Below are 12,045 nucleotides of genomic sequence, written 5' to 3'. Positions count from 1 at the left end.
GTCAGCGAAGAGGAAAAGGGGCAGGGGGCAGGGGGCAGGGAGCAGAGCGCTGCACACGTGACTAGGAACTGGATTCATCCACCTCGGAATCCAATACGCTTGGATTAGTGATATTTAGTGTTCGGAGATCCCCCCAACCCCCCCCTTAAAAAGGCTTGCTCATATCTCTTTTACCCCCTTTTTAAGGGGGTCGCCGCAGGCGGGGGGATCTTAACTGAAGCGTATTGCCTCAGAACCTCAAACCTCCCAGTCCTTAGTCCCTTTTTCGATCGCAATTTATCAAAAATGACATTAGAAGAAACAACCACACAAACATTTAAATTAGAATCGTTGACTCAAGAAAGTCTTACCCGTGGTTTAATGGTGCTTGCCAATCTTGATAGCGATTTGGCTCGGATTTTAGAGACATTGGGGCCTCCACCAATATGGTCAAGAGAACCGGGTTTTGCAACGCTTCTGTGCATAATTCTGGAACAGCAAGTTTCCGTAGCAGCTGCAAGGGCTATATTTACCCGACTATGTGAGGTTGTTGTAACTCTGACACCAGAAAATTTTTTGAAATTAAATGATGTTCAATTAAAAGGAATTGGATTCAGTCGGCAAAAAATTCAATACTGTCGTGGGTTAGCGGATGCGATTGCAAGTGGTCAGCTTGACCTAACCAAGCTGGAGAAAATGGATGAAACTATTATCAGAACTGAGTTAAAGCGTCTCAAAGGCATAGGAGACTGGACAGTTGATATTTACTTGCTAATGGCGCTGCAACGTCCTGATGTTTTTCCTAAAGGCGATTTGGCGATCGCGATCGCTTTCCAAAAGCTCAAAGGATTGGCGACGCGTCCAACACCAGCACAACTAGAAGCAATGACACAGCACTGGCGACCGTGGAGAGCGATCGCTGCAAGACTTTTATGGCACTACTACTTAAGTAATGCCAATGGTAATAAGCTGATGCGCGTCTTACAATAATTTAGTATTCAAAGTGTGTATTCCATGCAAATGAAAAGCGCTGTAATTTCAACAGTCTAGAACTGCTTACTATAAATTTTTGTTTAATTCAGGATTATTGGTTACTGATTGATAAAATCTTAGATACTCTTTAAAAACAGCAGACAGATTAAATAATTTTTCATTACCTTCTGATTTTGTGATTAAAAAGCGTCTAGATAATGACTGTAACCCATTAATTATATCCATTGATGACAGTGACAAAAACTGTCTTATCTCATCTCTTGATATAGAGTGATTATGTTGACTAATCTCTAACAAAATATCTTTTTCAACGTCAGATAATCTTATCCAAATTGAGTCAAACAAAGATTTTAAATCTTCTGTCAATATCAAACTATTTTCCTTTATGAATTCAGCCACTTCACCATGAAATACATCTTTAATTAAGATAATTATATACTGTAAATATGTCGGATGACCTTCATATAAATTAATTAACTGTAACCAGCTTTCCTCATCTTTTAAGTCTTGACTCTGTAAAATCTGTGTAGCTGATTCATCGAGTCCTGATAATTCCAAACAATGACTCGGATAAAGTTCATTGTCTAACGATATCATTTCTTGACACTTTTCTTGACTGAGCAGAATGAAACAACTTTGATGTTCAATTTCTGTAATTATCTGTAGAAAGTTTTTATAATCTTGATACTCAGGTTTATATTGTCCTGCAAATTGTTTATTTGTAAATATTTCTTCAAAGTTATCAAGAATAATTAAGCATCGCTTTTGATTGAATAATTGTAAGCATTGGTTTAATAAGCTATTGGTATTTATATTTTGATTATTTGTATTTAATTCGCTGAGAATTTCTGTAATTATAGAGTTTAAGGATTTATATAACTTAATATTTTTCCAGATAACTGCATCAAAAGAAATTGTATGAATATCAATGAAGTATCTCACCAGCGCACTTTTACCAATCCCCGAAATTCCTAAGACTGAGATTAAGCGAGTATTGGGGTTATCTATCCATTGAGATAGAGTTGAAAGTTCTTTACTACGTCCGCAAAAATTGCTTATTTTTGGGGATTGTTTTAGGTTGATATAAGATGTTTTTTGTTTAGTTTTCTCTTCGTCGTTAGAGGCTTGTTTCTGGCCATTAGATGTATTTAGACACAAATTAATATGATTATTTATGATTCCAACTATTTGCTGCGATGAATTAAGTGAAGTTGCCAATCTTTCTATCGACCAACCGAAATTAGACTTAGTAACATCTTCACCTAATTCTTTAGATAGGATTTTATATAAATCGCGACTGACGTTTCCCACATGATTTTCACTTTCATAACCAAAACCATCAGCAATTTCACTATAAGTTTGACCTTCCCAAATACCTTTAATTACTTTACTCTGTAAGTCGTTTAAATGATTTGCTCTGTGTTTAAAGACTAATTGATCTACCAATTGTAAAACTTCTGTAACAGTCATACAAGCTAGATATGCTAAGGTTTGTAGCTATTATAACGTTGTATGAGGTTAGATTATCAAGTGTTTTCGAGGGTTTGTATTAATATTTTTTTACAAAAAACAGAAGGAAATCAAGGTTTTCCAGTCCTCAATATTTAAAACAAGTAATCTAGCATACGTAAGTAGGCTACAAATTTTACTCAATAACCAAGCAAAAATCTATGGATTTGAGAAGCATAGTTCAGGATTTATCAAAAGACCTTCTGGGTGGTCAAAAGATGTCTGAAGATGATTTCGAGGAAATCTACGGCAAGATTGAGGACAAGGTAAATAATGAACCTCCTCCTCGTTTTGCTTTTATTGGTGAAGCAGGCGTAGGAAAATCCTCTACACTCAATGCACTGTTTAACGCAGGTGTAGAAGTAAGTCATACCGAAGCCTGTACTCAAGTAGCGAGAGGAATTGAAATCCCTTTTAATGAACTTGAAGGGGTTAATGGAGCATTAGTTGCTTATGATATGCCAGGATTGGGTGAAAGTCGTTTAAAACAACAAGAACATATCGCCATTTATGAAACAGTATTAAAGGAAGTTGATGTTGCCTTGTGGATTTTAGACGCACAGAATAGAGCGATCGCTTCTGTTCAGAAATATTTAGAAGAAGAACTACAATCTATTAATCCCAGATTATTAGAGCGAATGGTCATTGCATTAAATAAGGTAGATTTAGTTCATCCTGGAGAAAGAGATTGGCATCCTCAAGCAAATATACCCAGTGAAGAACAAGAAGCAAATATCAATGGCAGAATCCGTGACGTTAAAAGAAAAATTCGAGAGGTATTGCCTAATTGGAAAGGAACAATTGTAGGATATTCTGCTAACAAACGTTACAATTTACCTCAATTATTTGATGCGATGATGGATGCTGTACCTAGAAAACGACAATGGGTAGTTGCATCTCGTAAAGCCTTAGCTGACTTCCTAGAATTTGTTGATCCTCAATTATTACCTCCAGAGAAAAGACGAGAAAGATTAACTACTCAACAACCTCAACCAGCAAAGATGTCGGATATTATTTCGACTATACCACCAGAAGAGTTTGCTAAATTTGCAGGTGATCAAAAAGCATTTTTAGCCTGGTTAAACCAGAAAGGTTTGTAGCCTATAGCACAGTTTCTTGGCAGCTTTGCTAACCAATCAGATAGTAAAAATTCATCTACAAATCAGGAGTTTAATAATGACTTACGTTCCCGATGAGACTCATATTCCTGGCGATGATATGGCTCAAATTAAAGCTAGATTACTTAAACAAATAGACTCTATGAGCGATACTGAAATTAGAATAGCAGCCAAATCAGAAGCAAGTTTAAAACTTTTTGTTTCTGAGTTATTCCGTTCCATTGCTAAACTTTTGGGTTATGTTGTAGGACGGGTTCTTGCATTTGGGACAGCTATTGTTAGAGCCTTTGAAGATGGGTGGGAAGAAGGTAAAAAGGCGGGTTTAGGATAAATAAAAGTTTCCTAAAAAATGAAAACCTCTACAAATTATTATACTTAGAGGATGTTTGAAAAGTATTTAGCTGTGACTTTAGGCACTTTTAGATCCCCCCTAACCCCATTAAAAAGGGGAGAACCGGAATTAAAGTCCCCAATTTATCTCTTGATTTAGAGGAATCTAGAACTTTTGATACCGACAAGAGGACTTTTCAAACATCCTCTCAGAGGTTGTCACATGTGGTAGGGGCGCATAGCTAGCTGTGCGCCCCTACGAACTCAACTTGACAGGGCTAGTTTATGGGGTTACTTAGGATTCAGGAATCAGCACTTCTGAAAGTTTACCAGTGAATACTCGTTCAGCCGGGCCTGTCATGTAAACCCGTTGGTCTACTTCTGACCATTCAATTTGCAAGGGGCCACCTGGTAATTCTACAGTGGCGGCGCGATCGCATTTTCCAGCCAATACTCCAGCTACCAAGGAAGCACAAGCACCAGTACCACAAGCTAATGTAATCCCAGCGCCCCGTTCCCACACCCGCATTTTCAAATAATCACGGCGCACTACTTGAATAAATTCGGTATTTATGCGTTGAGGAAAAGCTGGGTGATGCTCAAATTTAGGGCCGATGCTTTCTAGCTCAATTGCTGCTACATCTTCTACAAAGGTTATGCAGTGAGGATTTCCCATACTTACACAGGTAACTTCCCAAGTTTGTCCCGCCACCTCTAGCGGCTGAGAAATTACTTTTTCTTGGGCGGGTGCAAGGGTGGTAGGAATTTCGCCAGCAAGTAACCTGGGTAAACCCATATCTACCTTCACTAGACCATCAGATATGAGTTGGGGAATCATCACACCACCTAAAGTATGAATGCGATATGAGTCTTTATTTCGAGATTCGCCTTCTAAGTCTGCTAAAAAGACACCTAAACAGCGAATGCCATTGCCACACATTTCTGGTTCTGAACCATCGCAATTAAAAATCCGCATGGTGTAGTCCGTGCCGTTTTCGCCAGGTAATGCAAAAATGACACCATCAGCACCGATGCCAAAGTGGCGATCGCATAATTTGATGGCTTGCTCTGGTGTCAGCACAGGAACAGATGACGAGCGATTGTCAATCAGGATAAAGTCATTACCCAGACCATGATACTTAGTAAATTCGATTGCCATTTCTTCAAGGATGAATTATCAAGGATTAGTTACTCTTTATTTTGCCTTGTAGGTTTATCTTTACTAAAAATGCTTACCGAATTTGACACCACTTTGCCTAGTATTAGACAAGTTCAAAACCTGATCAAACAAATAATACCAGTAGAGTTAAAGCTGCTGACTGGTGATGTACTCACAGGGAGGGTTTTATGGCAAGATCCACAGTGTATCTGTATTACTGATGAAAACAGTCAGCAAACCACTGTTTGGAAACAAGCGATCGCATACATCAAGCCGAAAACAACTTAGGAGATGAAAATTGCCTTTTATTGCTGGGTAGCGCTAATACCGCTCTCAGCAATCTACCTGCATCCCCTGTAAAATCACTATTAAGGGCAATCATAAGGCTGCGATCGCTTTAACGGCGAGTGTTTTACAACAAGAGAAAGCGATCGTTCTTTCAGCCAAGTATGATGACTTTCTATGTAAACCTCTTGTAATATATAGCATTTTGATACACCAATAAGCATCTAAGTGTAAGATATATATTTGCTGAAAATAATTACTCAAATTTTGAATATACAAAAGAAAATTATCTAACATCTGATAATCTAATTTGTATGTCTCAAGAAGGGATTAATCAATTCATGAGGCTGCTTTATCAATAAATACTAATTTTGCCAGAGAATTAATTAGGTAAATTTGAAAAATAGAAATTTATTTGATTCAATCTTTCACCAAATTCTCTCACTAATTTGGATTTTAACAGATAGTTTATTTATTGCAAATTTGAGCATAAATGATTAAAGATATTAAACATTGTATGTTTAAAGTTCTTAGATACGCTAGCATTTTTTTCATTATCGCCTGTTTGCTATTTGCTTGTCATGCTTGGACACCGACCGAATTAAAACGCCCTCCCTTAAAAGTGATATTTGGATCTTTTGTTGGAGAGTATCCAGGCATCATTGCTCAAGAAAAAGGATTTTTCAAAGCCCAAGGGGTAGATGTAAAACTAATTTATAAACGATCCATTCAATTGGAACAAGCAAATTTCAGCGCGGGTAAGTATGATGGAATTTCATTGTCCTTGGGAAGTTTTATAATCTTGAGCACCACAAATCCAGATATACAAGGTGCGATCGTTATAGATCAATCAACAGGAGCAGATGTAGTAGTCGCTCAAGCACAAATTAAAACCGTCGCTGACTTGAAAGGGAAAAAGCTGGGTGCAAATCTAGGCGGTTTTAGCGAAGTTTTCGTGACTGAAATGTTGAAAACTGCTAACTTAACCAGCGATGATGTTAACTTGGTTAAATTAGAGGCTTCAGAAATTCCTCAACGTCTAAAAAATAATACTATTCAAGCCGGACACACTTGGGAACCTCATCTTTCTGAAGCAATGAAATTAGGAGGATATATCCTATTTACCAGCAAACAAACCCCTGGCTTAATTTTAGATATGATTATCTTTCGCAGTGATACAATCCGCGATCGCCCCGAAGAGATTCGTGCATTTGTGCGAGGATGGCTGCAAGCCTCGGCTTACTGGAAGGCAAATGTTCAGGAAGGAAACGCGATCGTCAGCAAAGCATTAAAAATTCCTAGCAATACACTTTCTTTGGAGGGAATAAACCTAACTAATTTAAGTGAAAATCAAAAATTATTTCAATCTAGCAACCCTAACTCTATCTACAAAACGGCCAAGATATATGCAGACTTTTTTATTCGCTCTGGAAACGTGACGCGCATTCCTGAGTTAAAAAGTTTGTTCAATTCTTCGTTCTTGAATCCTCCCTCCTAGTTTAAAGGCGAGATGACAGCCCCGAAATACAATTGGCGACAGAAACATTAATCCGTCTTAGTCGCAAATGAGTCAAAACTTAAGCAAGCATTGGATAATAAACAGTCGTATCTAATTGCATCTTTGTCAGCAACAGGTAATCAGGTTAATCTGATTGCGATCGCTCGTTTAAAATATAAACCTTGGTCTGTGTTGTTTGCACAGCCCCTTGCTGTTGCCCTAGCACCTTTAGAAAAGCAAATTCGTGACGCAATGTTTCTATTTGCAATTATTGCTTCAGTAGTAACAATCATCGCTTTTGCTATTGGGCAACTGCTAACCCAGCCAATAATTTACCTTACCAATATAGTTTTCCAGTTTACCGCAGGTAACTTAGATATCCGCGCCAAAGTTAGCTCAAAAGACGAAATAGGTCAACTGGCAAAATCGTTTAACAATATGGCACATCAGTTACAAATATCTTTTGAAACTTTAGAACAACGGGTACAGGAGAGAACAGCAGAGTTATTAATTGCTAAAGAAAAAGCAGAAGATGCAAATCAGAAACTAGAAAAGCTGGTAAATCTAGATGGTTTGACTCAGGTGGCTAACCGTCGCTGCTTCGATGGACGACTGCAAGCAGAATGGAAACGCCTTGCACGAGAAAAACAACCCCTATCACTGATTTTATTAGATGTTGATAAATTCAAATCTTACAATGACTACTATGGTCATCTTGGAGGCGATGATTGTCTAATTAGAATAGCGAAAACAGTGCAACAGACAGTTTATCGTCCTGCTGATCTCGTGGCGCGTTACGGTGGAGAAGAATTTTCGGTACTCCTCCCCAATACTGACTTAGCGGGATCAATCAAAGTAGCACAAAATATTCAACAAGCAATTCACGATCAAGCTATTCCCCATGCACGGTCTGATGTCAAGGATATCGTTACCCTTAGTTTGGGTATTACTTGTGTCATACCCACTTACGACATTAAGCCAGATACACTCATCGCTTCAGCCGATAAAGCACTGTACAATGCTAAAGAAAAGGGGCGCGATCGCTATTGTACTCATTAGATACACAACCCTTGAGTCAAGATTATGCAACGCCGAATAATAATACTCAGTAAGATCATCGATTTATCAAAAGATTGGTTAAACCAGGGATAGGATTTGCCTCGTTCAACACAGCGAGGTTCTCTACTGCTCCAAAAGCTTTTAACGTCGCAATAGTCCCTTGGGTTAAACCTGTAACGCCGGTAATATTCATGCTATTGTAAAGTCTTAAAACTCTCAGAGTTCTTAAGCATGAACCTGTACTAAGATTCCATAACTTAATTGTCTCATCTAGACTACTACTAGCAACAGTCTTACCGAGAGGACAGAATTTAACTGACGATACCCAACTTGTATGCCCTTGCAAAGTATTTAGGCATTTACCCGTGCTGATATCCCATAACTTCACCGTTTGATCATGACTAGCACTAGCAAGAATTTGTCCATCTGGACTAAAGGCAACTGAAGACACCCAATTAGTGTGACCTTGTAAAGTATTTAGGCATTTACCCGTGCTAATATCCCATAACTTCACCGTTTGATCATGACTGCCACTAGCTAAAAGATTACCAAGAGGACTAAAGGCAACTGAAGATACCCAACTGGTGTGTCCCTGGAAAGTATTTAAGCAGTTACCATCCGAGACATTCCACAATTTTGCAGTATGATCATCACTGCCACTAGCTAAGAGATTACCAAGAGGACTGAAGGCAACTGAAGATACCCAACTGGTGTGCCCCTGCAAAGTATTTAGGCAGTTACCATCCGAGACATTCCATAATTTTGCAGTATGGTCATCACTGCCACTAGCTAAGAGATTACCAAGAGGATTGAAGGTAACTAACCATACACGATTTGTGTGTCCTTGCAAAGTTTTCAAACATTGACCCGTAGAGATATCCCACAACTTCACAGTATGGTCATCACTACCAGTAGCTAAGATATTACCTTGAGAACTGAAGGCTACTGACCATACCCGACCTATGTGCCCTTGCAAAGTTTTCAAACATTGACCTGTAGAGATATCCCACAACTTCACAGTATGGTCATCATTACCAGTAGCTAAAATATTACCTTTAGGATTAAAAGTAATTGACAATACCCGGTTAGTATATCCTTGCAAGGTTAAAAAGTCTTGACCAGTATAAATATTCCACAACTTTACGGTTTGATCATGACTACCAGTAGCTAAAGTTTGACCATCCGAACTGAATGTAACTGAAGATACCCAATCAATATGCCCTCGTAAAGTGTTTAAGCACTCATAATCTGAGACATTCCATAATTTTACAGTATGGTCATCACTGCCGGTAGCTAGGATTTGTCCATCTGGGCTGAATGTGACTGAAGATACCCAACTGACGTGTTCATCTAAAGTTTTCATGCATTGACCATTTGAGACATTCCACAATTTTGCGGTATGGTCATCACTGCCAGAAGCTAGGATATTACCTTGAGGATTAAAGGCTACTGAAGATACCCAACTGGTGTGGCCTTGTAAAGTGTTTATGCAGTTACCATCACGCACATCCCACAACTTCACGGTACAGTCTTGACTGCCACTAGCTAAAGTTTGATTATCCGGGCTAAAGGCAACTGACTGCACTGTACTAATATGTCCTGTCAAAGTTTTCAAACATTGACCCGTACTAACATCCCACAATTTAACTGTTTGATCATAACTAGCACTAGCTAGGAGATTACCAAGAGGACTAAAAGCAACTGACTGCACTGCACTAATATGCCCTGTCAAAGTTTTCAAACATTGACCCGTACTAACATCCCACAATTTAACTGTTTGATCCTGACTAGCACTAGCTAGGAGATTACCAAGAGGACTAAAAGTAACTGAATATGTCCAAGTAGTATGTCCTTTACAAATAAAAAATTGTTGACTGTTTAAAACATTCCACAAGTGAATTTCACCAAGAGTATCACTAGTAGCCAAAAATTTCCCATCTGGGCTAAATGCCATTGATAAAATACCACCTAATGTTTTAGCAAAAGTAGACTTAGCTAGATTAGAGTAGGCAAAATTAACATAATCTAAATTTACATTTTCTAAATATGCTTGCCAAACAGTCAGATGAGAAAAATCATAACCAGCTAAGTCAATCTGTAAATAAGAAAACAAGTTAATGATATTACCAGTTGCGTATCCTGATGAACGAGAAAATCGTTCTCGAATTTTAGAAATGATTTTAGTTAATTTGTATTTGATATTTTCCTGAGAGTCATAAACAAGAATTAGTCTATCTGTAATTTGTTTTAAAATCAAACGAACTTGAATTTCTCTAATATAGTCCTTAGCCTGAGCTTTGATCAGAGCATAGCTCATCAATAACGAAATTTCTTCAGTAACAATTTCTGAGTAAACAAGCTCTACGAATCGTTGTATCATGTACTCCATGATCACAGGATGCTGTGTAAAACCTGCTGATATTCTTTCACATAGCGATCGCCGTTTTAGAGATTCTACTGCTTCCAACAGTTCTGTTCGTGTTACTGGTGGTATAATATCCTCTTGCAGTTCTTGTAGTGAAGTTTGCTCCTGATTAATTGCCAGCCAGTACATAATTTGCTTTTCTAAATGTGATAAGCGATTAAACTGCTGCTCTAAAAGATTATAAATACCGCAAGTAATTGCAGTATCTTGCTCTAAAAAATCAGAAATATTTCCATCAAATAACTCTCGAATGGAGGTAGAAACTATATTTAATTCTAGGGGATTACCAAGATAGTACTCGATCAATTTTTTACTGTTATCAAGAGTTCCCAAAAGACCCTTGGCTTTGAGGATTTTTTGTCCTTCTTCCTCTTTTAAACCATTGATCTGTAACGAGTGAGTTAATTGGGCTTCGCCTTCTAGTAATGCAACTTCTTTGGGCTTTTCTCGACTCGTTAACACCAAGCAGCTAGTATGAACGGCTTTACCTATGCGTATTAATAGTTCACCATACTCCTCGTATCCCTGGCGATAGGAGCCAGCGTAATTACCACTATCTAAAATCGATTCAAAATTATCTAATACCACCAAACAGCGTGAAGAGCGTAAGCAATCAATTAATAACGATACTCTAGCGTCTACTTTTTCTGGTAAATTGGTTTGCTGTTGGTCAGACAAGAATTGAATTAACTCTGCTAGCACATCTTCAATAGATGGTGCATGTAAAAGCGATCGCCAGATAACGTACTCAAATTCACCCTGAATCTCTTGGGCAAGACGTACTGACAAAGCAGTTTTGCCAATCCCCCCTATGCCTAATATTGTCACCAGGCGCGATCGCTCCTGTACAATCCATTGTTCTAACGTCCGAAGTTCCTCTGTACGACCATAAAAAACTGATACATCTACTGCTTCTCCCCAGTCTTGGCGCTGATCAGCGATTCCTTCAGCAGGCGCGGTGGTTTCCTCTATTTCTTTCCCTGAGTAAGGCAGTATAGGTTCAAGGAACTCTTCATGTGTCTTCCACTGCGTTAGGGTTTCTAAAGCTTGCACTTCGGGCGTTGCGGTTTCAAAGGAGTTTCGCCATCGCCGTTGTAGTGCGCCTTGAAAGTTTTTTTTACTAACCTTTTCTCCTAAAGCTTCTGAAAGGAGCTTCCATAACTTGGGGCCAACATCGTACTTTAGGTAGCCAGCAGCATATCCGTAAGTTTCTGAAATATCGTAATATTGCTGTCCTTGCCAAGATGCCCGAAGTATTACTATTTCGATATCTTTTAAGTGCCTTTTTGTCTTGGCAAAAACTACTGTATCCGCCACCTTGACTGCTTCTTCAAAGTTCATAAAACTTACACACTACTTTGAAATAGTCTTTTTACGGTCTATCTTGTCAACTTAGTTAAGGGTTAGCAAGGGAAGATTGCAGAGTTAAAGAGGAACTTAAGATAGAAATTACGTAACCGTTCAGAGGGTGCGCCTGCGGCTAGGGCGGCCGCATCGTGTCAAAACCAAAAAGTTTTTCCGCGAAGAGCGATCGCTAAAATGTTTGTAGCTTATGATACTTAAAAATACATAATCCTTTAACCAGCAGAATACAGACAGCAAATCTCTGATATGGTTAGCTGTCGGAATCTCATGTATTCCAAATAAGCTTTTGGTGTATCTGCCCAAGAGGGATGCTCCCAATTTTTCT

At 38.5% G+C, this 12,045-nt stretch carries 8 protein-coding genes and 1 pseudogene; 6 read left to right on the top strand and 3 right to left on the bottom strand.

The annotated features are described in order from the left end of the window. Positions 1-285 precede the first annotated feature (285 nt). Entirely contained in the window at positions 286-969 is a 684-nt protein-coding gene (locus F8S12_RS00965; RefSeq protein WP_196514363.1) for a DNA-3-methyladenine glycosylase family protein, read from the top strand. A 69-nt stretch (positions 970-1,038) separates the two neighbouring features. Here the strand turns inward: F8S12_RS00965 and F8S12_RS00960 are convergent, their stop codons facing one another. Continuing rightward, complete coding sequence (locus F8S12_RS00960) at positions 1,039-2,442, bottom strand: nSTAND1 domain-containing NTPase (RefSeq protein ID WP_196514362.1); 1,404 nt, start codon at positions 2,440-2,442, stop codon at positions 1,039-1,041. Positions 2,443-2,642: 200 nt separating this feature from the next. On the opposite strand from F8S12_RS00960, the gene F8S12_RS00955 reads away from it, so the two are divergent. Together F8S12_RS00955 and F8S12_RS00950 are read left to right on the top strand one after the other, a co-directional pair. Beyond that, complete coding sequence (locus tag F8S12_RS00955; protein ID WP_196514361.1) at positions 2,643-3,581, top strand: GTPase family protein; 939 nt, start codon at positions 2,643-2,645, stop codon at positions 3,579-3,581. Between the two features lie 76 nt (positions 3,582-3,657). Then, complete coding sequence (locus F8S12_RS00950; protein WP_196514360.1) at positions 3,658-3,930, top strand: hypothetical protein; 273 nt, start codon at positions 3,658-3,660, stop codon at positions 3,928-3,930. A 294-nt stretch (positions 3,931-4,224) separates the two neighbouring features. Here the strand turns inward: F8S12_RS00950 and dapF are convergent, their stop codons facing one another. Next, the gene (gene dapF, locus F8S12_RS00945; protein ID WP_196514359.1) at positions 4,225-5,088 is read right to left on the bottom strand and encodes a diaminopimelate epimerase; all 864 of its coding nucleotides are present in this window, start codon (positions 5,086-5,088) and stop codon (positions 4,225-4,227) included. 69 nt (positions 5,089-5,157) lie between these two features. On the opposite strand from dapF, the gene F8S12_RS00940 reads away from it, so the two are divergent. The 3 genes and pseudogenes from F8S12_RS00940 to F8S12_RS00930 form a co-directional block, all read left to right on the top strand. Then, positions 5,158-5,376 (top strand): Hfq-related RNA-binding protein, encoded by a 219-nt coding sequence (locus F8S12_RS00940; protein ID WP_196514358.1) that lies wholly within the window; start codon positions 5,158-5,160, stop codon positions 5,374-5,376. Between the two features lie 514 nt (positions 5,377-5,890). Continuing rightward, positions 5,891-6,871 (top strand): ABC transporter substrate-binding protein, encoded by a 981-nt coding sequence (locus tag F8S12_RS00935; protein WP_196514357.1) that lies wholly within the window; start codon positions 5,891-5,893, stop codon positions 6,869-6,871. Positions 6,872-6,928: 57 nt separating this feature from the next. After that, positions 6,929-7,930 (top strand): annotated as a pseudogene (locus F8S12_RS00930) (diguanylate cyclase domain-containing protein); the annotation flags it as partial. A 55-nt stretch (positions 7,931-7,985) separates the two neighbouring features. On the opposite strand, the gene F8S12_RS00925 reads toward F8S12_RS00930, so the two are convergent. Beyond that, complete coding sequence (locus F8S12_RS00925) at positions 7,986-11,696, bottom strand: NB-ARC domain-containing protein (protein ID WP_196514356.1); 3,711 nt, start codon at positions 11,694-11,696, stop codon at positions 7,986-7,988. Positions 11,697-12,045: the final 349 nt, after the last annotated feature.

The sequence above is a fragment of the Nostoc sp. WHI genome, assembly GCF_015714725.1.
GTDB lineage: Bacteria > Cyanobacteriota > Cyanobacteriia > Cyanobacteriales > Nostocaceae > Nostoc.
This window is presented reverse-complemented; position numbering and strand designations above follow the sequence as displayed.

What these genes read in the sequence shown, in the direction of transcription:
- dapF (WP_196514359.1), bottom strand. Translation starts at nt 5,088, where the DNA reads ATGGCAATCGAATTTACTAAGTATCATGGTCTGGGTAATGACTTTATC.
- F8S12_RS00955 (WP_196514361.1), top strand. Translation starts at nt 2,643, where the DNA reads ATGGATTTGAGAAGCATAGTTCAGGATTTATCAAAAGACCTTCTGGGT.
- F8S12_RS00965 (WP_196514363.1), top strand. Translation starts at nt 286, where the DNA reads ATGACATTAGAAGAAACAACCACACAAACATTTAAATTAGAATCGTTG.
- F8S12_RS00950 (WP_196514360.1), top strand. Translation starts at nt 3,658, where the DNA reads ATGACTTACGTTCCCGATGAGACTCATATTCCTGGCGATGATATGGCT.
- F8S12_RS00960 (WP_196514362.1), bottom strand. Translation starts at nt 2,442, where the DNA reads ATGACTGTTACAGAAGTTTTACAATTGGTAGATCAATTAGTCTTTAAA.
- F8S12_RS00935 (WP_196514357.1), top strand. Translation starts at nt 5,891, where the DNA reads ATGTTTAAAGTTCTTAGATACGCTAGCATTTTTTTCATTATCGCCTGT.
- F8S12_RS00925 (WP_196514356.1), bottom strand. Translation starts at nt 11,696, where the DNA reads ATGAACTTTGAAGAAGCAGTCAAGGTGGCGGATACAGTAGTTTTTGCC.
- F8S12_RS00940 (WP_196514358.1), top strand. Translation starts at nt 5,158, where the DNA reads ATGCTTACCGAATTTGACACCACTTTGCCTAGTATTAGACAAGTTCAA.